General features: G+C 43.7%; 22 protein-coding genes. 13 read left to right on the forward strand and 9 right to left on the reverse strand.

Translation table 11 applies throughout. The features are described 5' to 3' along the window. Positions 1 to 580: 580 nt before the first annotated feature. The gene (locus tag GBN19_RS03500) at positions 581 to 817 is read right to left on the reverse strand and encodes a hypothetical protein (RefSeq protein WP_151777194.1); all 237 of its coding nucleotides are present in this window, start codon (positions 815 to 817) and stop codon (positions 581 to 583) included. Positions 818 to 1420: 603 nt separating this feature from the next. On the opposite strand from GBN19_RS03500, the gene GBN19_RS03505 reads away from it, so the two are divergent. From GBN19_RS03505 to GBN19_RS03530, 6 genes are all read left to right on the forward strand, one after another. Then, positions 1421 to 3271, forward strand: coding sequence for a DEAD/DEAH box helicase (locus GBN19_RS03505; RefSeq protein ID WP_151777195.1), 1851 nt, complete (start codon positions 1421 to 1423; stop codon positions 3269 to 3271). Between the two features lie 336 nt (positions 3272 to 3607). Then, entirely contained in the window at positions 3608 to 4426 is an 819-nt protein-coding gene (locus GBN19_RS03510) for an ABC transporter ATP-binding protein (protein ID WP_151709384.1), read from the forward strand. Further along, entirely contained in the window at positions 4423 to 5199 is a 777-nt protein-coding gene (mlaE, locus tag GBN19_RS03515) for a lipid asymmetry maintenance ABC transporter permease subunit MlaE (RefSeq protein ID WP_151709385.1), read from the forward strand. The genes GBN19_RS03510 and mlaE overlap by 4 nt, the downstream gene beginning before the upstream one ends. Then, positions 5199 to 5879, forward strand: coding sequence for an outer membrane lipid asymmetry maintenance protein MlaD (gene mlaD, locus GBN19_RS03520; protein WP_151777196.1), 681 nt, complete (start codon positions 5199 to 5201; stop codon positions 5877 to 5879). The genes mlaE and mlaD overlap by 1 nt, the downstream gene beginning before the upstream one ends. A gap of 22 nt (positions 5880 to 5901) precedes the next feature. Next, entirely contained in the window at positions 5902 to 6531 is a 630-nt protein-coding gene (locus tag GBN19_RS03525) for an MlaC/ttg2D family ABC transporter substrate-binding protein (RefSeq protein WP_151777197.1), read from the forward strand. Between the two features lie 12 nt (positions 6532 to 6543). Further along, entirely contained in the window at positions 6544 to 6831 is a 288-nt protein-coding gene (locus GBN19_RS03530; protein ID WP_151777198.1) for an STAS domain-containing protein, read from the forward strand. Positions 6832 to 6868: 37 nt separating this feature from the next. Here the strand turns inward: GBN19_RS03530 and GBN19_RS03535 are convergent, their stop codons facing one another. Next, positions 6869 to 7882 carry a CorA family divalent cation transporter gene (locus GBN19_RS03535; RefSeq protein WP_151777199.1) on the reverse strand — a complete coding sequence of 338 codons (1014 nt, stop codon included), beginning with the start codon at positions 7880 to 7882 and terminating at the stop codon, positions 6869 to 6871. 156 nt (positions 7883 to 8038) lie between these two features. Between GBN19_RS03535 and GBN19_RS03540 the strand changes: the two genes are divergently transcribed. Further along, on the forward strand, positions 8039 to 8620 hold the full coding sequence (locus GBN19_RS03540; RefSeq protein WP_151709390.1) for an LOG family protein: 582 nt from the start codon (positions 8039 to 8041) through the stop codon (positions 8618 to 8620). Here GBN19_RS03540 and GBN19_RS03545 read toward each other — a convergent pair. Together GBN19_RS03545 and recG are read right to left on the reverse strand one after the other, a co-directional pair. Then, complete coding sequence (locus GBN19_RS03545; RefSeq protein WP_151777200.1) at positions 8617 to 9240, reverse strand: ComF family protein; 624 nt, start codon at positions 9238 to 9240, stop codon at positions 8617 to 8619. The two genes, GBN19_RS03540 and GBN19_RS03545, sit on opposite strands and share 4 nt — an antisense overlap. Next, positions 9227 to 11272: an ATP-dependent DNA helicase RecG gene (gene recG / locus GBN19_RS03550; RefSeq protein ID WP_151777201.1), complete on the reverse strand. Its 2046-nt coding sequence runs from the start codon at positions 11270 to 11272 to the stop codon at positions 9227 to 9229. The genes GBN19_RS03545 and recG overlap by 14 nt, the downstream gene beginning before the upstream one ends. Before the next feature lie 23 nt (positions 11273 to 11295). Between recG and GBN19_RS03555 the strand changes: the two genes are divergently transcribed. Then, positions 11296 to 12111 carry an NAD-dependent epimerase/dehydratase family protein gene (locus GBN19_RS03555; protein WP_151777202.1) on the forward strand — a complete coding sequence of 272 codons (816 nt, stop codon included), beginning with the start codon at positions 11296 to 11298 and terminating at the stop codon, positions 12109 to 12111. A 69-nt stretch (positions 12112 to 12180) separates the two neighbouring features. Here GBN19_RS03555 and plsB read toward each other — a convergent pair whose 3' ends face one another. Then, positions 12181 to 14757 carry a glycerol-3-phosphate 1-O-acyltransferase PlsB gene (gene plsB / locus GBN19_RS03560; RefSeq protein WP_151777203.1) on the reverse strand — a complete coding sequence of 859 codons (2577 nt, stop codon included), beginning with the start codon at positions 14755 to 14757 and terminating at the stop codon, positions 12181 to 12183. A gap of 304 nt (positions 14758 to 15061) precedes the next feature. Between plsB and GBN19_RS03565 the strand changes: the two genes are divergently transcribed. The 3 genes from GBN19_RS03565 to GBN19_RS03575 all read left to right on the forward strand — a co-directional run bounded on the left by GBN19_RS03565 (position 15062) and on the right by GBN19_RS03575 (position 17902). Then, positions 15062 to 15937, forward strand: coding sequence for an acyl-CoA thioesterase (locus GBN19_RS03565; protein WP_151777204.1), 876 nt, complete (start codon positions 15062 to 15064; stop codon positions 15935 to 15937). Between the two features lie 136 nt (positions 15938 to 16073). Continuing rightward, entirely contained in the window at positions 16074 to 17315 is a 1242-nt protein-coding gene (locus tag GBN19_RS03570; RefSeq protein ID WP_151709396.1) for a dicarboxylate/amino acid:cation symporter, read from the forward strand. A gap of 161 nt (positions 17316 to 17476) precedes the next feature. Beyond that, on the forward strand, positions 17477 to 17902 hold the full coding sequence (locus GBN19_RS03575) for an NUDIX hydrolase (RefSeq protein ID WP_151777205.1): 426 nt from the start codon (positions 17477 to 17479) through the stop codon (positions 17900 to 17902). Between the two features lie 92 nt (positions 17903 to 17994). On the opposite strand, the gene add is transcribed toward GBN19_RS03575, so the two are convergent. Next, positions 17995 to 19017, reverse strand: a complete 1023-nt coding sequence (gene add, locus GBN19_RS03580) for an adenosine deaminase (protein WP_151777206.1) — start codon at positions 19015 to 19017, stop codon at positions 17995 to 17997. 87 nt (positions 19018 to 19104) lie between these two features. Continuing rightward, positions 19105 to 20436 (reverse strand): aspartate aminotransferase family protein, encoded by a 1332-nt coding sequence (locus tag GBN19_RS03585; RefSeq protein ID WP_151777207.1) that lies wholly within the window; start codon positions 20434 to 20436, stop codon positions 19105 to 19107. A gap of 102 nt (positions 20437 to 20538) precedes the next feature. On the opposite strand from GBN19_RS03585, the gene GBN19_RS03590 reads away from it, so the two are divergent. Together GBN19_RS03590 and GBN19_RS03595 are read left to right on the forward strand one after the other, a co-directional pair. Continuing rightward, positions 20539 to 21456, forward strand: coding sequence for a LysR family transcriptional regulator (locus tag GBN19_RS03590; RefSeq protein ID WP_151777208.1), 918 nt, complete (start codon positions 20539 to 20541; stop codon positions 21454 to 21456). Beyond that, entirely contained in the window at positions 21453 to 21743 is a 291-nt protein-coding gene (locus GBN19_RS03595) for an AraC family ligand binding domain-containing protein (RefSeq protein ID WP_151777209.1), read from the forward strand. Before GBN19_RS03590 ends, GBN19_RS03595 begins: the two co-directional genes overlap by 4 nt. A 102-nt stretch (positions 21744 to 21845) precedes the next feature. Here the strand turns inward: GBN19_RS03595 and GBN19_RS03600 are convergent, their stop codons facing one another. After that, positions 21846 to 23129, reverse strand: coding sequence for a ribonucleotide-diphosphate reductase subunit beta (locus GBN19_RS03600; protein ID WP_151777210.1), 1284 nt, complete (start codon positions 23127 to 23129; stop codon positions 21846 to 21848). Between the two features lie 136 nt (positions 23130 to 23265). Then, positions 23266 to 23397: a preprotein translocase subunit YajC gene (locus tag GBN19_RS15880; RefSeq protein WP_215899818.1), complete on the reverse strand. Its 132-nt coding sequence runs from the start codon at positions 23395 to 23397 to the stop codon at positions 23266 to 23268. Positions 23398 to 23502: the final 105 nt, after the last annotated feature.

Below are 23502 nucleotides of genomic sequence, written 5' to 3' on the forward strand. Positions count from 1 at the left end.
TAAGGGATTTTTATGTGAGGCTGTTGACATTTTTAAGGATCTTCAATTTCTTGATTTTGTTTTTAAATGTTAAATGATCTTCATTTTTTATTCCTAATTTTTTTTACTAAAATAATTAACTCATTGTTTAACTTATTCTAAACCTGTTTGGTCAATCAGAATGATTTTACAGTTGGTTGTTGAATGACAACATGATTAATAAGAAGATACTGAAAAATACGTGACAATTCTAAAAAATGCTGAACTGCCTAAGCACACTTGATTTTCACTCATTGGTCGAACATGACTGTGATTATGGTTTTGTACGGTGATCCATTCAGGATGAGTCTGGACATCCCGATGAGCCAAGTGATTCTTCAGATTGTGGTTCTCATTATGGTAGGTCTATTCAGATAATCATTCTGATGGCAACATAAAATTAACGATATTCCAAATAATAAAGTGAAAAATCAGTAACATCTCCATATTAAGAATATAAGCACTGATGTAAGGTGGAGCATGCATGGCAGCCATAATCGCAAGACCAAATTGAATCAATAAAATGACACTACAGCCTGCGTAAGACCAAAACGGGGCATTTCTATTTTGGAGTTGCACCTGTTATGCGAAAAAACAACTGTGCAATAAAGTAAAAAGTAAACCATGTACAGGTCATGCTTACACCATCGGTTGGATAAGAGAAATGATCCGATACTCTTGCATAAGGATAAGTATTAGGTTGAAAACCTTGATAAATGATATGTAAACATCCGAGTATCCAGATCAGAATGAGAGTTGTGTTGCTGGGTGCATAAGAGGGTTGATTTGAGTCAGTCATAAAGATCACATTGTTATTGTAAAAGTATCAATTTCATTTTTTTTGAATGCACAGAAGTTTAAGCGCTTTACAAAGCTTTAATTTGTCATGTTGTGTATAAAAATGTGATGTACTTTGGATAGAAAGTATTGACTAAATTTGGATAATTATTTTGAATTATGATGGGCTTAAGTGATTTAAATGTGCATTGAGCTATATTCTTCTGCTTAGAATATTGTTGTTTAAGACATTAAATTTTGAATAAAATCTAAGTAAATTCAGATACTTTTATTAAAAAAGATAAAAACCAATGAAAAAGGGTGACTTTCTAAAACTTTCTGCTATAATCGCCGAACGCACTTCATTCCGTTCATTACCTGAACATTTCTCTTCTATTATTGTGTATGCGCGTTCGGTCCAATGAGAGGACAATACTTCGCGCCCCACCCAATCGCTTAAGCGATTCTTTCAGGTTGCGGCTATAAACATGTGTGCGTCACATACGCATCGTCGTTTTCGGATCGCCGCTGATTCTATATTTTCAGCGATTATTGCTGTGCCGCTTTTTGCCGATGTCCAATAGACTTTATTATTTGGAGCACCCAAATCAGGGTGAATCTCTCTATGAGCAAAACTTTTGCTGATTTTTCTTTACACGCATCTCTTCAACAAGCGTTAGAAGATTTAGGCTTCACAAGCCCTACACCTGTTCAAGAGCAAGCTGTTCCTGCTGCTTTGGAAGGTAAAGACTTGTTGGTTTCAAGCCAAACAGGTTCTGGTAAGACAGCTGCATTTTTATTGCCAACTTTGCATAAACTTGCAGAAAATGATGTTTTCGTTCCATTTAAAGAACGTATGCGTGCGATTACACAACCACGTATTTTAGTGTTATGCCCAACACGTGAATTGGCACAACAAGTAAGCCAAGACGCAATTGCATTTGTACGTCACATGAAAGGTGTTCGTATTGCTGCAATCATGGGTGGCATGCCTTTTGGTAAACAAATTCAACAGCTTAAAGGTGCACAAGTGGTTGTGGCGACTCCAGGTCGTTTACTTGACCTTGTGAACCGTCGTCAAATTAAACTCGACAAAGTTGAAGCGTTAATTGTTGACGAAGCTGACCGTATGCTTGACTTAGGTTTCTCTGAAGACCTAGAAGCAATCAGCGATTTGGCTGCAAACCGCGAACAAACATTGATGTTCTCTGCAACATTTGCAGATCGTATTATCAGCCTTGCTGAACGTATGATGAATGATCCTGAGCGTATTGCGATCGAAACTGGTCATTCAACCAATACAGACATTACTCAGACTTTACACTGGACTGATGGTTTCGAACACAAGAAAAAATTGCTTAGCCACTGGTTAGCAGATGAGTCTTTAGACCAAGCAGTTGTATTTGCTTCAACTCAAGAAGATACTGACATGTTGGCTGAAGAGCTAGCGGAAGCAGGTCTTTCTGTTGTTGCATTACACGGTGCGATGCCACAAACCGTGCGTAACCGTCGTTTACGTAGCATCCGTGAAGGTCGTGCAAAAATCTTGGTTGCAACTGACGTTGCAGCACGTGGTCTAGACGTTCCAACCATTTCTCACGTGATTAACTTTGGCTTGCCAATGAAACACGAAGATTATGTACACCGTATTGGTCGTACAGGTCGTGCGGGTCGTACAGGTCAAGCAATCACATTAGCGACTTACCGTGAACGCGGTAAAATCCGTGCGTTGGAAGACTATTTGGAAGCGCGTTTAGACGTATCTGAAATTGAAGGTCTAGAGCCATCTCCACCTCCTGCACGTACTGGTCGTCGTGATGGTGGTGGTCGCGGTGGTAATGGTCGTCGTGACGGTGGTCGCGGTGGTTTTGGTGGTGGTCGTCGTTTTGAAGGCGAAAGCAACTTCAAACGTCGTGAAGGCGGTCGTGGTGAAGATCGTCCACGTCGTAGCTTCGATGACAAACCACGTGGTGAACGCCCTGCATTCGGTGGTGAAGAGCGTCCACGTCGCGAGTTTAACGCTGACCGTCCACGCCGTAGCTTTGATGATAAACCACGTGGCGAGCGTCCAGCATTTGGTGGCGAAGATCGTCCACGTCGCGAGTTTAATTCAGATCGCCCACGTCGTGAAGGTGGCTTTGGTGATCGTCCAAAACGTGATTTCGGTGATCGTCCGCAACGTAGCTTTGGTGATAAACCGCGTTCTAACGATGACAACCGTGGTAACCGTGTAGATTATAAACCAGCTCGTGAAGGTGCTGATCGTCCACGTCGTGAGTTCAATTCAGACCGTCCACGTCGTGAGTTCAACTCAGACCGCCCACGTCGTGAAGGTGGCTTTGGTGATCGTCCACAACGTTCTTTCGATGATCGTCCAAAACGTTCGTTTGGTGGTGAAGACCGTCCACGCCGCGAGTTCAATTCAGACCGTCCACGTCGTGAAGATGGTGACCGTCGCCGTAAATTTAACGACTAATTCTCGTTAAACTTTACTGTAAAAAGCCAGTTTTTTAACTGGCTTTTTTTATCTATAGATATAAATATTTTAAATTCAAAAAAACTGAAGTCATCTTGCTTTATTTTTGATAAAAATATTTTTTATCATGTATTTATGTTTTTTTAAAATCTACATAAACACCACAAAGATATGCGTTTTGTACAAGTTTCATATATTTCGTTGATAAAATCTTCAACTTTTTTCGTCCTGAAAATGGTAAGCTACGTCACGTAAAATCTATAGGTAAATTTGTAAAATCTTCTATTCTAGGAAGAGTTCACTTGCTGCGAAAACCGAGCAGGAATTTGGTCTATTATGAAAAATACATTAGCTACGCCTGCGCAGTCATTGATTGAGATCAAGAATCTGAGCTTTAAGCGAGGCGAGCGTGTCATTTATGACAATGTGAGTCTTTGCATTCGCCGTGGGCAAATTACTGCCATTATGGGCCCTTCGGGCACAGGTAAAACCACCTTACTCCGTCTGATTGGTGGACAATTAACTCCAGATCAAGGGCATGTACTGCTTGATGGTAAAGATCTAGCAAACATGTCACGCCAAGAGTTATTTGCAGCACGTGCCCGTATGGGAATGCTGTTTCAAAGTGGTGCGTTGTTCACAGATATGACCGTGTATGAGAATGTGGCTTTTCCTATTCGTGCACATACCCGATTAGCAGAACATTTAATTGCAGAGCTAGTTGCACTGAAGCTTGAGTCTGTGGGGCTGCGTGGTACAGAAAAATTAATGCCATCTGAACTTTCGGGTGGGATGAATCGTCGTGTTGCTTTGGCACGTGCAATTGCATTAGACCCTGAACTCATCATGTATGACGAACCATTTGCTGGACAAGACCCAATTGTCATGGGGGTGTTGACGCGTTTGATTCGTTCGCTGCGTGAAGCATTGGATTTAACGACAATTATTGTGTCGCACGATGTGGATGAAACCATGTCGATTGCAGACTATATTTATATTGTTGCTGAAGGCAAAATTCAGGGTGAAGGTACGCCAGATGAGTTACGCCAGCATCCTTCTGCTTTTGTACAACAGTTCCTTAATGGACAGGCTGAAGGTCCTGTCGATTTTCAGTTTAGTCATCAGGCATATTTAAGCCAAGAGGTGGGTTCATGAATGCTATAGCCTTATTGGGTCGGCGCGTGATTGAACGTATACATGGCATTGGTGTTGCGACATTGATGCTATTGCAGATCATCATATCGATGCCAACATTGCTTGGCGTACGTTTGTTTATTTATCAAATGTATCGTGTTGGGGTGATGTCGCTGCTGATTATTTCTGTTTCAGGTTTATTTATTGGTTTAGTGCTTGGGCTGCAAGGCTATAACATTTTGGTCAATGTCGGCAGTGAAGCCATGTTGGGTACGATGGTTGCACTGACTTTATTACGTGAACTTGCCCCTGTTGTTGCGGCTCTGCTTTTTGCAGGTCGAGCAGGGTCTGCGTTGACGGCTGAAATTGGTCTCATGAAAGCCACAGAGCAACTTTCAAGTATGGAAATGATCGGGGTTGATCCACTAAAACGAATCGTTTCTCCACGCCTTTGGGCAGGTATCGTGAGTCTACCGATGTTGACTGTTATTTTTGCTGCCATCGGGATCTTTGGTGGCAAGATGGTTGGAGTCGATTTTTTAGGGGTAGATGAAGGTTCCTTTTGGAGTGGTATGCAAAGTTCTGTGCAATTTCAACACGATATTGTTAATGGCATCATCAAAAGTGTGGTCTTTGCTGTGATTTGTACATGGATTGCTGTCTATCAGGGTTATTTCTGTGCCCCGACATCGGAAGGTATTTCGACTGCGACCACGCGTACTGTGGTGTACTCATCTTTATGTATTTTAGGTTGTGACTTTGTGTTGACTGCGGTCATGTTTGGAGGAGTGTAATGAAGTCCCGTTCAAGTGAGCTGGCCGTAGGTGTATTTGTTATTCTGTTCGGCTTAGCATTATTCTTCTTGGCAATGAAAGTCAGTGGTTTATCTACAGGTAGCTTAGGTAATAGCTATGAAATGTCTGCAACTTTTGACAACGTGAATGGTTTGAAAACCCGTGCAAAAGTGACGATGAGTGGTGTCACGATTGGACGAGTTGAGCGGATTGAGCTTGATCCAGTGACACGTCTTGCTAAAGTCACTTTTGATCTAGAAGCAGATAAAACCACCTTTAATGCAGCACAATTGCAAACCGTTGAAAAAAATGCGCTTGAAGAGTTGCGTTATAGTGATGACTATCAACAAGCTAACCCTGCCAAACAAAAAGCAATGGAACAACAACTATTGGGTAACATGAAGTCCATCACCAATATTGATGAAGATGCTTATATTATGGTGGCAACCAATGGTCTACTCGGCGAGAAATATCTCAAAATTGTTCCAGGCGGTGGTTTGAACTATATCAAACGTGATGGTGTGATTGGTAATACACAAGGTACGATGGATCTTGAAGATCTGATTAGCAAATTTGTGACAGGCATGTCAGGTAAATCATCAGATACTGCTGACAGTAAAGAAAAAGCAGCTTCTGAGCCAAGTAAAACTGCCGATCCACAAACATCTTTTGCTGAATAATAGAATTTAGAGGAGTAAGACGTTGAATACTTTAATTAAACAAACCCTTACAGCAAGTATTTTATCAAGCATGATTGTCGGTACAGCCTTTGCAGCACCTGCTGAAGCACCGCCTGCATTTGTTAAACGTATTGCTGATAATTTAATTGGTCGTTTAAAAGCAGACCATGCAAAATTACAAGGTAATCCTGCAGCAGTAAATGCCCTTGTAAAACAGAACCTTGAACCGTATGTTGATGCTCAATCATTTACTCGTATTGTGATGGGTGCATATGCAACACCACAAAATAGTACTCCGCAGCAACGTGCAGCATTTGAGCATAACTTGCGTCAAAGCCTTATTCAGAATTATGGCTCAGCTTTGGCAAAATATAGCAATCAAAGCTATAGCCTTCGTCCTTACAAACCAACAAGTGGCGCTTTCCCTGTTGTAACCATTGACTTTATTAACCAAGGTCAGAAAACCCCTGTTTCTTTCCAGTTGACGGATAGCAACAATCAATGGAAAATCCGCAACATTAATGTGGCAGGGATTGACTTAGGTCTACAATTCCGTAATCAGTTTGCTGCGACAGTAAAACGTAATGGTGGCAATATCGATAAAGCGATTGCAACCTTTAAACCTGATGCTGACAATGCAGTGAAGAAATAACATAGGTGTACTGTGATTGAACTTAAAGATCAGCAATTGTGCTTATCAGGAACAATTAATTTTCAAAATGCAGAGCAAGTTTACCAACAAGGTTTAGCATTGATTCGACAGCAGCCTTTACCACTTGTGGTGAATTTGGCAGAGTTGCAACATGGTAATACCTTGGCACTTGCTGTTTTGGTACAGTGGTTACGTCAGACACCTGAGCAAAAAGGTCTGCACTTTCAGGCTGTTCCCGCTAAAATGCTGAAAATTATTGAAGCCTGCCATTTGCAAGATGACCTGATTTTTTTGAGTTAATTGCAGCATAAAGAAAGCATCCATAGGGATGCTTTTTTTATATCCATTTTTTCCAGCGGAAATAAGCAGTTGGAATAACAAATGATGCAACGATAATGATAGAGACGGCTGTGAAGCTGAAATCTCCATGCGCAAAAGGCAGCACTGTGGTGTTCATTCCATATAAGCTGGTCACGAGCATTGGGGGAGTGAGCATACTCGGTAAAATCGAGAATCGACGAATGGTATCGTTTTGTTCGGCGTTAATAAATCCAGAGGTGGTGTCGAGTAAGAAGCGAACTTTTTGAAACAAGAATGCATTATGTTCAACCAAGGAACGTACATCTTCACTCATTTCTCGAATTTCACCATCATAAATATGACTCCCTAGGGCGCGTGGGCGCGATAGAAAGGTCAAAATACGGCGTAAATCAATCAGACACAATTGTGCTTTTCCGAGCATATCTTCTTGCTGAGCCAAGCGCGTAATCATGTCATCTAAATCAAGGACTTGTTCTCGATGATGGTTATTGAGTACTTCGGTTGAGTATTTTTCCAAATCTTTATGAATATCTTCCAAAATATCGGCAAGCTCATCCAGTTTGGCTTCAAATAAACCCAATAAAATCCAGATTGGATCTTTATAGTCGACATCATAGTCATTACGACGGGCACGTGCCCGAAAGGCACGAAATGCCACCAGTTTTTCACCGCGCAGGGTCAGTAAGCGCTCTTTATTTAAAATGAATGCAACCGTTTGTACCGTTGTCAGCATATTGGCTGACTCGTCATTTTCATTATCGACCTGATAGTTTTTATTTTTCGTTAAAAAATAGGTGCTGATATGTAAAACGCCATCGTCATCGCGATAGAATCGGGCAGAGGATGAAATGTCTTCTAGTGATTTCAGTGTTGGTAGATTTTGCTCATAGGCATCAGTAACCCATTGTTGCTCCTCTTGTGAAGGCGCAATCAGATCAATCCACACTAATTCTGGGTGTAAGTCGAATCCACCATTAATGGTCGCATCTTCGAGACTACCACGCTCTGTGGCGTAAAAAGCTTCAAGCATAGGTGTCATTCTCCCTTGGGTTGGACTGGGGGTGAAATGGTGGGTGTATTTTAGACAAGGAGTTAGGGAAAAACACTGATCACTTTGTTATTTTGCTCAAAAAAAGTTGCTTTAGTTTATTTTTAATACATGACAGATCAATAACAGGCCAATTTTATGAATTCAATTGCAATCTTCTGTGGTTCTAAAGCAGGAAATGACACGATTTTTGTGCATACCGCGCAACAGGTGGGTGAGAAAATCGCACGACAGGGTAAGACCTTGGTTTATGGTGGTGGACGTTCAGGTCTGATGGGTGTGGTTGCCGATAGTGCATTGCAGGCAGGAGGAAAAGTGATAGGCGTGATTCCTGAGGCTTTGGTTGACCGTGAATTGGCACATCCGAATTTGACAGAATTATATGTTGTGAAAAATATGCATGAACGTAAAACCAAAATGTCTGAGCTGGCAGATGGTTTTATTGCTCTACCGGGTGGTGCGGGGACTTTAGAGGAAATTTTTGAACAGTGGACATGGGCACAATTGGGCATTCATTTAAAACCGTGTGCTTTTTTAAATGTTTCAGGTTTTTATGATGCCTTGCTCAGCATGATTGATATGACTGTACGTCAAGGATTTACGCATTCTCGTTTTGCCGATACGCTGCTTGTGTCTGATCAGATTGAGATCTTATTGGAACAGTTTGAACAGTATCAGCCACCACAGCCAAAATGGGGTGCAAGCGATATTACACCTTAAGCTTTCGGACTTGCTAAACAGGCAGCATAAATCTGCTGACAACCGAGCTGTTGTAATTTGAGTGAAAGCGCCTGAATGGAGCTGCCTGTTGTGACCACATCATCCACAATCAGCACGCGTCGATAACGCACTTTACTCGGTGCTTGCACCACAAATTGCTGTTCAATATGACTTAGCCGTTCTAGTCGATTCAGACCCTTTTGATGCTGTTGCTCTTGCCGAAGAATCGGCTGCCAAATCGGGACATTGAGCTGTTTGGCTAAATGTTCTGCCAACAGTAAAGCTTGGTTATAACCCCGTTCAATTAAACGCTGCTGTGAGATCGGCATTGGCACAATCGCCTGAACTTTGGGAAATTTTAACTGGTTCAGCATGTGAGAAAATAGCGGCAAATAATGCAGTTGCTGCTCATATTTAAACTGTTGAATCATCCGATCCAGAGGATATTGATAATAAGCCGCCACCTGAATCGGAATTTCCTGACGGTAAATGGTTTGCTTGAGCCACGGCAATTGCTGCCAGCAATCCTGACACACAGACGCTTGGGTTGCCCGATCACTTTGGCATAGGCTACAACTCAGTAAGGGCTGTAGCAGTTGCGAAAATCTAGACATAAGCATAGCGAGGTGCCTCAGGGAGCCAGCGTTTGAGTAGTGGTTCAACCAGTTGCGGATGCTTTTGCATGATTTGCTGTGCCACATAATGCGCTTGATTTAGCAAGTGATCGTCACGTTCCAGTTTAGCCACCCGAAAACCCAAATCCCCCGTTTGTTTGGTGCCGAGCAGCTCACCAGGACCACGCAGTTCCAAATCTTTTTCGGCAATCACAAAGCCATCATTACTTTCTCTTAAAATCGACAGGCGCTCATGTCCATTTTGCGATAGTGGGGTTTTATATAGCAACACGCAAAAACTGGCGAGAGCACCACGTCCAACTCGTCCGCGTAACTGGTGTAACTGCGATAAACCGAGCCGTTCAGCATTTTCAATAATCATCAGACTGGCATTGGGAACATCGACTCCGACCTCAATTACTGTAGTGGCAATCAGCAGTTGCAACTCATTGTCTTTAAACTGCTGCATGACACGTTGCTTGTCATCGGCTTTCATTTTGCCATGTACCAAGCCGATTTTTAGCTCAGGGAAACGCTGCTGAATTTCCTGATAAGTGGCTTCAGCGGCTTGAGCATCGAGGGTTTCGGATTGTTCGACCAGTGTGCAGACCCAGTAGGCTTGCTTGCCTTCGGTGCAGTTATTGACAATGCGTTGCAGCACTTCTTCACGGCGGTCAATCGGAATGGCAACGGTTTGAATCGGCGTACGCCCTGGGGGAAGTTCGTCAATAATTGAGGTATCCAAATCCCCATAGGCACTCATGGCGAGGGTACGAGGGATCGGGGTTGCGGTCATCACCAGTTGATGCGGTGTGTATTGGGCATCGCCTTTATTGCGTAACGCCAAACGCTGATCGACCCCGAAGCGGTGCTGTTCATCAATAATCACTAAACCGAGTTTGGCAAATTTTACATTGTCCTGAAATAAAGCATGTGTCCCAATCACCAGTTGTGCTGCGCCTGTCGCAATTAGGTTCTCGGCTGCGGCACGCGCTTTACCTTTTTGTTTGCCTGAGAGCCATGCCACGCTTAAACCTAAAGGCTCAAACCAGCGTTTAAAGTTGAGGTAATGCTGCTCCGCCAAAATTTCGGTCGGTGCCATCAGCGCGACTTGCCAGTCGGCTTCTAGGGCATGACAGGCTGCAACGCCTGCAACCAGTGTTTTTCCTGCACCGACATCACCCTGAACTAAGCGCAGCATAGGTTTGTTCTGTTTCAGGTCATCTGCGATTTCTTTGGACACCCGTTTTTGTGCGTTGGTCATTTTAAATGGTAGCCCTGCCAAAAGCTGTTTGGCAAGGACTTTGCTGCTTGACAGAACAGGCGCTTGGATTTGCTGAATATAGGCACGACGGGTGAGTAAACTGAGTTGATGGGCCACCAGTTCTTCAAAAATCAGGCGCTGCTGTGCAGGATGTGAACCTTGTGCCAGTTGTAGCATGTTGGCACTGAGCGGTGGCTCGTGAATATAAAATAGCGCATCTTTGAGGGCGTAGCCATTACAAAACTGGCTTGGTATCAGTTCAGGCAAGTCATCACTGTGTTGCTGTAAGGCTTGCTTGACATATTCACGCAGTTTGGTTTGGGTTAAGCCCTCGGTACTGGGGTAAATCGCGGTCAGCTGGGTTTTGGGTAAGGGCGTATGGGCATGAATTGCCTGAATTTCAGGGTGATATAACTCTAAACCACGCGCACCCACACGGATTTCCCCAAACACCCGCACCCGATGTCCGACCTGTAAGGTATTGGTCAGGTTTTTATAGATATGGTAAAAACGCAAGGTGACTTTGCCAAAATCATCTTGCAGCGCCACCGCCATAGACTTACGTTTGCCCGCAGGAAAATCGACCGATTGCACCACACCCTCAAGCAAATAACTGCGTCCAACTTGCAGTTGGTTCATGGCAATAATGCTGCTACGATCTTCATAGTCACGTGGTAAGTGAAATAGCAAATCATCGGTGGTGAAAAGGTTCAGTTTTTCTAAGAGCGCGGCAGTTGCTTGACCCACGCCTTGTAATTGATGAATTAAAGCCATGTCCCTCCAGCTTAGGTCATGTCATGCATATTGTATTTATTGGTTATGGTAAAACATCTCAACGTGTTGCAAAACAGCTATTTGCACAAGGACACCAGATTAGCACAATTAGTCGCAGCCTGAAAACAGACACCTTTGCTCAGCATTATACGCAAGATATTCATGCTTTGGATTTAAGCCAACTTGCCCCGATTGATTGGGTCTATGTGTTGCTCAGCCCAGATCAGAGCAGTGTCGAAGGTTATCAGCAGACTTATGTGGATTCGGTTGCACCGATTGTGGCGGCATTGCATTCGCATCCTGTGAAAAAGGTCGTCGTCGTGTCTTCAACGCGGGTGTATGGCGAAAATACAGGGCAGAAGATTGATGATGATAGCCTAATCCAACCGATTGATGCACAGGGGCATTTGTTGTGGGAAATGGAGCAACTTTGGCAACAGGCTTATCCTGAACAAAGTATTATCATTCGTCCAAGCGGGATTTATGGCGACAGTGTCGCGAGAATGTGCAAGCTGGCAAAAAACACCAGTATTTATCCCAATACACACTGGAGTAACCGTATTCATGTCGATGATCTGGCAGGTTTTCTGGCGTATTTAACAGCGTTACCACAACATCAGCCCAGTTATATTGTGACCAATGCTCAGCCAACTTTGCTGCATGAAGTGCTTGAGTGGTTTCAGCAGCAATTGGCTTTGCCACAGTTAACGGTGGCACATCCTGAACAGGTTTCGGGAAAACGTTTGTATGCGACGCATTTACAGCAAAGTGGTTTTCAGTTGCAGCATGCCGATTGCTTTCAAGATTATGCAGCGTTATTGGCGCAGCAGTCACGATGAATTAACTGATTTGAAAATATTTAAATAAAAAAACCGCATTCAAAGATGCGGCTTTTAAATTTAGATCACTTATTTTTTCTTACGTTTTGAACGGCGTTTGGCATTGTGCTCTGCCATTGCTGCCAAGGCTTGTTGTAATTCTTCATCACTGAACGTGGTGATATGACGTAGCATTTGACGCGTGGTATCGTCTAGAACCAAGTTGGCATATTGTGCAACACGGCTAAAGTTTTCATCGTATTCCAAGAAGCCTTGTTCATTGGTTTTGATGTAGTTTTGCTGTGTTAAGACTTTCAGGAAGCTTTGGAACAAGGCTTTGTCAAAGAATTCTGGTGAATTGAATTCATACAACACAGACAAACGCTGACCAAGTAAATGGCTCAAGTCTTCGACCTGTTTCGCTGAAATATTGCCAGAACCACGCTGAGTAATGAGCGCCAACGTGATGTAATAGCGTTCCAGACTTTGTTTGACAGGTGCCATCATCAGCACCAATTGATTATGTGCTTCTGAATTTGGCGTTGGGCTATGCAAATCACCTTGATTGTCGGCTGAAATCAGACCTGCTTGAATCATGGCATCGGTATAGGCTTGAATTGGCTGATTCAACTCAGACACATCCCATTTCATAAACAATTCTGCTTTTAAGAATGGGTACAGGGTACAAATCACATTGCCCAAGTCTTCTCGGCTAATTTTGCCATTTAACTCAACCAAAGATGCGATCAAAGATGGCAAAACAAACGCATGTAAAATGTTATTACGGAAGTAAGTGAGCAATACCGCTTGGTTGTCCTCAACCGTGATAATGTCGCCAAGTGCATGTTGTACACGTTTTAGCAGTTTAAGCTTCAAGCCATAGCTGATCATTTCCTTGCCTGAAAGTGCCGTCACTTCGCTACGGGTATCATATGGCAGGAAGGTCGCCAAATTACGATAGGTATCGAGCTGTTTAATAAACAGTTCTTCATCAAGCGTGTGTTTATCGGTTGCTAGTAAAATGAGCGACAACAGTGAAACAGGGTTGATCACCACCGCATTATTAATTTTTTCCAAGATGGCATGTGCCGAGCTGGTCACTGCATCTGAAACCACTGAAGGAATTGGATCATCATTCTTTTCAATGCGAATGTTGTCAGCATTGTGCGCTTTGAGCAGGTCATTTAAGAATACAGGCTCGCCAAAGTTGACGTGTACTTTGCCAAAAATACGCTCGATTTTACGCAAAGTTTTGGCAATGCCAAACAGTGACTCAGCTTCTTTGGGATTGCCTTGCATTTCACCAATATAGGTAGAACCTTCCATCAGACGTTCATAACCAATATAGGTTGGAATAAACACAATCGGCTTGTTGTTGGCGCTACGCAAATGACTATGTACAGTCATGGCAAGCATGCCTGTTTTCGGTGGTAACAAGCGTCCTGTACGTGAACGACCACCCTCAATGAAGTATTCTAATGGCGTGTTACGTGACACGATACTATATAAATATTCTTTAAAAACTGTTGTATATAAACCATTTCCACGGAATGAACGGCGAATAAAGAACGCACCGCCACCGCGTAATAATTGACCGACAAAAGGCAGGTTCAGGTTATCGCCTGCCGCAATGTACGGTACCATTAAACCACGACGGTGAATAATATAAGACAACAACAGATAGTCGATATGACTGCGGTGACACGGTGTGTACACCACTTCATAGTCTTTCGCCAATTCACGAACTGTATTGAAGTTATGCACTTCAACGCCGTCATATAGCTGTGTCCATAAACGGGTCAGTGCCATATCGGCAAAACGTACAGTCGAGTAAGAATAGTCCGATACGATTTCATTGACATAGCCAATGGCGCGGCGCTCAGCTTCGAACAGGCTGATTTTGCTACGGATACTTTCGCGGCGAATGGCTTCTTGCACATCGGGTGCTTTGATCAAAGACTGCATCACGTTACGGCGATCCGATAAATCGGGGCCTAAGACGGCTTCACGCTGACGATCCAGATATTGATTGAGCTGATTAATAATATAGGTGGCAGGCGATAAGTTTGGATGTTGCTCTTTGGCAAAATTCACCAACTCACGTAACGACTGTTCAGGATGGAATTCAATAAATGATTGACGACCATGTACCCCGATATTGATTAATTGTTTGAGTGTGCTTGGGGTTGCCCAAGTGTCTGTAAACAAGAGTTTAAATAAAGAATCTTCTTTGTCTGGTGAACGCCCCCACAAGATGGTGACAGGCACAAGCTGAATGTCGAGTTCGGGTTGTTGCTGTAAAATTTCGATTAGACGTAACAGACGCGGCGGCAAGGTTGGTGCACTGGCATTCAATAAATAGTTATGGTCGGGTTGTTGTAAAAAGAACACCGACGTTTTTTCACTGTGATTGCCGAGCTGTAAAGGCTCCAATGCTGGCGGCAATTTAAGACGGCGAGTTTCACCATCGACCACCAACGCATTACTGCGTGAATAATTTTGCAGTACATAGCAAATCATTTTTTTTGATGGATGCACCACTTCGCTGTTTTCTGTGCTTGGTGCAGAAGTAGGTGGAACATCGCCAAGAACGTGTGGAGTTACCACAAGGTCAAGAATTTTGCTTGATAGTCTACGGTACATTTGACCAAAACTATTCTTGGACATAAAAACTCCTACTTCAACACAATGGCAAAGTGATAAAAACAAACAGGATAAAGCTAGGTGAGAAATGATAGACCCAAGCCTTTGCCAATTTTAACCAAAATGGAGGGCTTTGCGCACAAATTGCGTTGAAAAAACGTAGTTTCAAGTCATTGAAATCAGAAAAAACCAGATCTTACAGGTTTTTAGCTGATCCATTTTGCATAAAAACCTTGAAATCACATCGGGTTTTTTGTCTAGATCAGATGTTGTGGCACAATAAAGCTTCTGTTTTATGGTCTTGAAAACCGTTTAGATTAGGGAATTGATGATGACACTCACCCAAGAATTAATCGACTTGCTCAGTTTGGAAAAACTGGAAGAAAATATTTACCGTGGACAAAGCCGCAATTTAGTGGGCAAGCGTGTTTTTGGTGGGCAAGTCTTAGGGCAAGCACTGCGTGCAGCATCGTATACCACAGATCGTCCTGCACATTCCTTACATGCTTACTTTTTATTTGGGGGAGATATTTCAGCCCCCATCATTTATGAAGTCGATCGTCTGCGAGATGGCAAAAGTTTTGTGAGCCGTCAAGTGCGTGCCATTCAACATGGGCGAACGATTTTCACAGCGATGGTATCTTTTGCAGCAGCAGAAGAAGGGCTAAATTATCAGCGTCATGCTCCAGATGTCCCAGCTCCTGAAAACCTCAAAAATGAAAAACAAATCAAAGAAGGTTTACTCGAATTTGTGCCTGAAAATGTCCGTACCAGTTTTATGCGTGACCGACATGTTGAACTGCGCCCTGTAGCTGAAATTCAAAATCCGTTTCGCCCGCAACCTGAGCCGCCTTATTATGCGCACTATGTTAGAACGCATGAGCAGATTCAGGCAGAGCAGGACAGTATTGCCTTGCATCAATCGATTGTGGCGTTTTATTCGGATTTTACGCTCATGACCACAGCATTACGCCCACATGGTCTGAACTATTTATCACCAAGTTTGCAATGTGCCAGCATTGACCATGCAATTTATTTCCATAAGCCGCTGCGTGCTGATGACTGGATGTTGTATGACATGGAAGCAACCGTAAGTGCAGGTTCACGTGGTTTAAACTATGGCTACATGTGGCAAAATGGCGAGTTGGTGTGTAGCACCGTGCAAGAAGGCTTAATGCGTTTACGCGAAATTGAAGCGCAATAAAACGGATTGGGCTAAGACAAATCAGGTCTTAGCCTTATTGCAATCAACTGAATTTGTATATTCAAAATAGCGCTCGATTCAGTTGGTTTACCATGCCATAGTATGCAAACTGCATAAAACAACAAATCGAGATCAGATGAGCTTAAATACCAAAATCTTTATTGCAGCACTGATTGGCATTGCCTATGGCTTATTGCTGCGACTTTATCCGAATACCTCTTTTTTTAATGACAGCCTGTATGTACTGAGTATTGTAAGTGGCATTTTTATTGGTTTTTTAAAGATGTTACTGGTGCCTTTGGTTTTTTCCTCGATTGTGATTGGGGTTGCCAGTCTGGAATCAGGTCATCAATTGGGTAAGGTTTGGAAAGTTACTTTGTTGTGTAGCCTAACCACCATGAGCCTGTCATTATTTTTAGGGCTGTTGGGTGCACATCTTTTTGAGGTGGGTAAAGGTCTAGATGTTGCGATGTTCCAAAGTGCCATGCAGCAACATCAACCCGCAGCACAAAATTTAGATGCCTCATCATTCCTGATGAACTTTGTGCAAAATACCCTGATCAATCCATTTAAAGCCTTTAGTGATGGCAATGTGCTGTCTGTGGTGATTTTCTCAATGCTGATTGGTCTGGCACTGGTTTATGGCGGAGAGCGCTTTTCGGGTATTCGCCGTCTTAGTCAGGAATTCTTTGAGTTGGTTATGCTGTTGGTGAATTGGGTCATGAAACTTGCACCCATCGGAATTTTAGCGCTGCTTGCCAAACTAATTGCTAAAGAAGATTTATCGGTTCTCAGTCGTTTGGCAGAGTTTGCCGCAGTGGTGACAGGAACGACTTTATTTCATGGAATTGTGGTTTTACCTTTGCTGTTGTGGATTTTTGGCAAAATGTCACCGTGGAAATTTTTTAAGGGCACACGTTTAGCCTTAGTAACCGCCTTTGCGACCAGTTCCAGTTCTGCCACCATGCCACTGAGTATGAAATGCGCGCAGGAAAATTTAGGGGTACGTCCACAAATCGCAGGTTTTGTCATTCCGCTTGGTTCGCATCTGAATATGGATGGTACAGCATTGTATGAAGCGGCGGCTGCCTTGTTTGTTGCCAATTTAATGGGTCTGGACTTGCATTTAGGGCAACAGATTATTGTCTGTCTAACCGCGATGATCGCATCTTTGGGTGCGCCTGGTATTCCAAGTGCGGGCATGGTGACTATGATTATGGTGTTACAGTCGGTGGGACTGCCTGCCGAAGCGATTGCGATTTTGCTCCCCATAGACCGTATTTTGGATACCGTCAGAACGGTGGTCAATGTGCAGGGTGATATGATGGTGAGTGTGGTGGTGGATCGTTATACTCGTATTCCACAAGACCCGAGCTAGTTAGAAAAATAAGATCGCAGATTGTCTGCTTGAGCAGACAATCTAGTTTGAAGATTGATGAGAAATCGAGCTCTTGTGTGACAGTTAAAAAGCAATGATCTTCAGCCTAACAGTCCTAAATAAGCTAAACTCACATTTTAAATCTATAAAACTCAGTTCACATGTCTTCATCTCTACAGCCCATCATTACGGTTGCCGCCGCGATTATTTTTAACGCTCAAGGACAGGCACTTTTAGCACGTAAACGTCAAACCGAATTTTTTATGCAGGTTGGTGGGAAGCTTGAAGCCAACGAATCGGCTGAGCAGGGCTTACTGCGTGAAATTCAGGAAGAAATTGGTGTAACTGCACGAATTATCAAAGATTTGGGTACAGTGGAAACCGTTGCAGCCAATGAAGCCAATCATCGCTTATTGGCGCATTTATTTCATGTTGAATTGCTAGGTAAAGCTCAGGTGTCTGCCGAGCTAGCAGAAATTCAATGGGTCAATGTCTTTGCACCAATTCACTTGGCTTTAGCACCGCTAACCGAGCACTATGTGCTGCCGTATATTCGACAGCAATGTGCTGTGAATGAAATGGTCTGAGGGTAAAAATGAGTCAGTGGGATGATGATTGTCCTGATCAAAAATAAAAAAGCACTCGGCTGAATAGATTTTGAGTCAGCCGAGCAAGTGTCTTAATTTGTAGCGATTGCAGCATTGCGCTGAGCCACCTTCTCTTGAAGCTGCTGTTTTTCCTGTGCCGATAAAAAGGCGATGCTTAAACCATTTTGTTGTGCTTGTCGGATTTGTGCTTCGGACAAGCCTGCCTGTGGTGCAGCCTGTAAATATTCATGTTGAATATCAATGCCTTCAACCGCAGGATCATCGCTGTTAATGGTGGCTAAAATGCCATGTTCCAGAAAGGTTTTCAGTGGATGTTGACGAATGTCAGCAACCGTACTGGTTTGCAGATTTGAGGTAATGCAAGACTCGATTCCGATCTGATGCTCAGCCAAATAATCCAGTAACTTCACATCTTCTACGGCTTTGACCCCATGCCCGATACGGGTTGCCCCAAGGGTTTGAATCGCTTGCCAAATACTGCTTGCACCCGCAGCTTCACCTGCATGGATGCTGATTTGCCAGCCCGCATCGCGGGCTTGCTTGAAGTGTTCGATAAACAGTTCTCCTGAAAAGCCCAGTTCATCACCTGCCAAATCTAGTGCGGTAATTTGGTCACGATGAGCCAGTAAGGCATCCAGTTCTTGCTGGCAACGTGCCTGACCAAAAGTACGACTCATAATGCCGATCAGTTTGGCAGGAAGGTCAAAGTCGCGGCTGCCTTGCCGAACACCATCAATCACGGCTTCGACCACGCCCGCCAGTGGGAGCTGATGGGTCATCGCCATATAAAACGGTGAAAAGCGCAATTCGACATAGTCCAAACCTTGCTGTGCTGCATCCTGCATATTTTCCCAAGCCACACGGCGGCAGGCTTCCAAATCACCCAAGACTTTCACGCCCCAGTCCAGTTTGCTTAAGAAACTGAGCAGGTCAGGTTGATTGTCCATGACCTGAACATGCGGCAGCAGTTCGGGTAGGGTATTGGCAGGCAATTCAATCTGAAATTGTTGCCCGAGTTCTAAAATGGTTTGTGGGCGGATGTTGCCATCGAGGTGGCGGTGTAAATCGGTGAGCGGGATATTTTTATCAATCATTATTATTCGCCTAGACAGAAAAAAGCGTGATGTCCTCACAGCATAATCGCAAGTGGATTCATCACGCTAGTTCAAAGGCGAAAGGCTTTAGTCAATTTTCTGTAAATGATCGCCAATTGCTGCAAATAAACGGCTTAAGTCTTCAGGTTTGCTGTTGAACATTGGCCCAAACTGTAAGCAGTCACCGCCAAAGCGCACATAGAAGCCCGCTTTCCACAGCACAGTACCGACTTCAAATGGACGAATGCTTGGGTCGCCATCACGGGCTGCCAACTGGATTGCGCCAATCAAACCGCAGTTACGGATATCAACCACGTGTTTTGCGGTTTTCAAATCATGAATCACACTTTGAAAATGTGGTGCAAGCGCAGCTGATTGCTCAAGCAGTTGCTCCTGTTTTAACAGTTCCAACGTTGCCAAACCTGCGGCACACGCCACTGGATGACCTGAATAGGTATAACCATGAGTAAATTCAACAAAATGATCTGGCGTACCTTGTTGCATAAACGTATTGAAAATTTCATCTGAAGCAATCACGCCACCCAAAGGTACAGCGCCGTTGGTGACTTGTTTAGCAAAGTTTAGAATGTCTGGGGTAACACCAAAGTATTCCGCCGCAGTCCATTTGCCCATACGCCCAAAACCTGTAATGACTTCATCAAAAATCAACAGGATATTGTGCTGGTCACAGATTTCACGCAGACGTTGTAAGTAGCCTTGCGGTGGAATAATTGCACCTGCTGAACCCGATACAGGTTCCACAATCACCGCTGCAATATTCGATGCATCATGCAGTTCAATCAGTTTCAGCATTTCATTGGCAAGCGCCACGCCGCCTGTTTCTGCCATGCCTTGGGTAAATGGCAGATCAGTTTGCAAAGTGTGCGGTAAATGGTCGACATCCATAAATTGCCCGTACATTTTACGGTTACCACCGATACCACCTAAGCTTGTACCTGCAATGTTTACCCCGTGATAGCCTTTGGCACGACCAATAAATTTGGTTTTGGCTGGCTGACCTTTAATGCGCCAGTAGGCTTTGGCCATTTTGACTGCTGTATCGGCAGACTCAGAACCTGAACCTGTAAAAAACACATGGTTGAGTGGATCTGGGGTTAATGCAGTAATTTGCTCAGCTAACTGAAATGATAGCGGATGCGCAAACTGGAATGCAGGCGCATAGTCCAGTGTGCCGAGCTGTTTGGCTACAGCATCTTGAATCTGGCTACGGGTATGCCCAGCACCACATGTCCATAGGCCTGATAATGAGTCGTAAATACGGCGACCCTGATCATCAATCAGGTAATTGCCTTCGGCTGCCACCACAAAACGCGGATCTTGTTTGAAATTACGGTTGGCACTGAAAGGCATCCAGTGCGCGTCGGAATATTGAGCTTGAGTGTGGTGAGCATCGGACATGTGAGCTTCCTTGAAAATTCGTGAGAAATACAGCTTACATTGAGTAAATAGATGAGATAAATTTAAGCTAACTCACGTTTAGATTTAAAAATACTCACCTAAATGAAAAGCAAAATTCTGAACCAAGTCACGGACTCCGACATCAAATTGTTAAAGGTTTTTCGGGCTGTTGCAGAAAGTGGCAGTTTTTCAGCAGCGGAGAGTGCTTTGGGCATTACCCGTTCAGCGATTAGCTTGCACATGAGTACCTTGGAAAACCGTTTGGGGATGCGTTTGTGCCAGCGTGGGCGTTCAGGTTTTGCCTTGACCGATGAAGGCAAACACATTTTGAGTTATAGCGAAGCCTTGCTCACCTCGATTGAAGATTTTCGCCAGCATGTCAATCGTTTGCATCATGAAATTAAAGGTGAGTTGAAAATCGGAATCATCGATAATCTGGTGACTTTACCACAAATGCAGATTACCCATGCCTTATCGCGATTGTATCAAAAAGGGCCGAATATCCAAATTCATCTGAGCATGAGTACTCCGATTGAGATTGAAAAAGGGCTGATGGATGGACAGTTGCATGTCGGTGCATTGCCGATGATCAGCCCGCTTTCAGGTCTGGAATATAACGATTTATACGAAGAAGCCAGTTATTTGTATTGTAGTCATGGGCATGCCCTGTTTCATCATGTGGGGCAGGTGACTAGTGCTGAGCAACTGAAAAATTGGGATGCAGTCGTGCCGAATTATCGGCTCTCTCAGAACGCAATCGAGATGCAGCAAGCCTTAAATGCCAAAGCCAATGCCAGTGACCGTGAAGGCATTGCCTTTCTGATTTTAACAGGCAAATTTATTGGGTTTTTGCCCGAACACTATGCCAAGCACTGGGTTGAACGAGGCATGATGCGCGCTGTCCTGCCTGAAGAAATGTATTATTTTTCCAAGATTTGTATTGCAACACGCAAGGGACGGCGTGCCAATTTTATTTTGGATCTGTTTTTGCAAGAGTTGAAATCACAAGGTGTGGCATGAGTTTAAATGCTCGCTTAACAACACGATCCGAAGCCGATTTGCATAGTAATGAACAATACTTTGCAGAGCAGGCGATTGTATCGATTCCCCGCTTTTTTACAGCAGGACATGTGGTCGACACCCATGTACATAGTCGTGCGCAACTGGTTTATGCCGATGTTGGGGTGATGGAACTGTATCTGCAAGGGCGTTACTGGCTGTTGCCACCCCTGAAAGGGCTGTGGATTTCTACCTGTTGTCAGCATCGGATATTTGCAGAAAAAGATGCTTGTTCAATGAGGATTTGAAATAAAAAAAATAGAGCCTTTGAGGCTCTATTTCTGATCATTAATTGACTTATTTAAAAAAATATGTTTAAAATTAAAAAATAAGTCAATATAATCAATATCTTACCAGTTTAGTGCGCCACCAGTCTGATAATCAGTGACACGTGTTTCAAAGAAGTTCTTCTCTTTACGCAAGTCCATCATTTCAGACATCCACTGGAATGGGTTAGTCACACCAACAAACTGTTCAGACAAGCCAAGCTGAGTTAAACGGCGGTTACAGATGAATTTCAAATATTCTTCCATCATCGCTGCGTTCATACCCAATACACCGCGTGGCATGGTGTCACGTGCATATTCGATTTCAAGCATCGTGCCTTCAAGCAACATTTGAGTCACTTCTTGCTGGAACTCGGCTGTCCACAATTGTGGGTTTTCGATCTTGATCTGGTTGATCATGTCGATACCGAAGTTCACGTGCATAGATTCATCACGCAAAATGTACTGGAACTGCTCAGCAACACCGTTCATTTTGTTACGGCGCCCCATACTCAAGATTTGAGTAAAGCCACAGTAGAAGAAAATTCCTTCAAGGACACAGTAGAATGCGATCAAGTTGCGTAGCAATTGCTGATCGGTTTCAGGTGTACCTGTTTGGAACGTTGGATCACTTAAAGACTGGGTATATTTCAAGCCCCAAGCAGCTTTACGCGCCACACTTGGAATCTCGTGATACATGTTGAAGATTTCGCCTTCATCCATACCCAAAGATTCAATACAGTATTGATACGCATGGGTATGAATCGCTTCTTCAAAGGCTTGACGCAAAATGTACTGGCGGCATTCAGGGTTGGTAATCAGACGGTAAATCGCCAAGACCAAGTTGTTTGCAACTAGAGAGTCCGCAGTCGAGAAGAAGCCAAGATTACGTTTGACAATAATACGCTCATCTTCAGTTAAGCCATTTTCAGACTTCCAAAGAGAAACGTCATGCGTCATGTTGATTTCTTGAGGCATCCAGTGGTTGGCACAACCATCTAGGTATTTTTGCCAAGCCCATTCGTATTTGAATGGAACAAGCTGATTCAAGTCAGCGCGACAGTTGATCATGGCTTTATCATCAACTTGAACGCGGCTTGCACCTGTTTCCAGTTCTTCTACGCCTGCTGATGCATCCAGATTTTTTAGGGATTCAGATGCTCGAGCCAACGAATCGGTTGAATCTGTTGCGGCGCTGGTACTGGTTCCAACGGGTTGAGCATTTGCCACATTCGGCGACGATGGCTGCGAATCAGATACCACTTGCGACTCAGGCGCTTCTTGCGGTTGGACGGGCGCAGACTTGGACTCTGGTGTAGTCGGTTTTTGCGAATCATCTTCAAAATCGTCCCAACTAAGGATAGACATAATCATTCTCTCTTCGTTGTTTATATCTTTTATGACACCTTACAGCGAAGATGCCTCTACTATACGCTTATTCTGTGTAAGCAAAACTAAGTTTTACCGATGGCTGTTTTGATTTTGCTCAAAAGGTCAATCGGCACTACTTGTTTTGATTACGCTGTTCTTTACGAACCTTGTAAATCACGTATGCAATTGGAATGCAAAACACCACGTAGGTTAAGACGTATGCGAGTAAACCTAATTCATAGTTTTTAGATAAATGTTCAAACATCGTCTCTACCTTTGTGGTTTAAATTCCTAATCTCCCTAAATCCCTCTTTTAAAAAAGAGGGACTTTCACACCTTTAATAGGTTGGGTGCCATTCCCCCTCCTTTG

Source organism: Acinetobacter brisouii (assembly GCF_008993995.1).
Lineage (GTDB): Bacteria > Pseudomonadota > Gammaproteobacteria > Pseudomonadales > Moraxellaceae > Acinetobacter > Acinetobacter brisouii_A.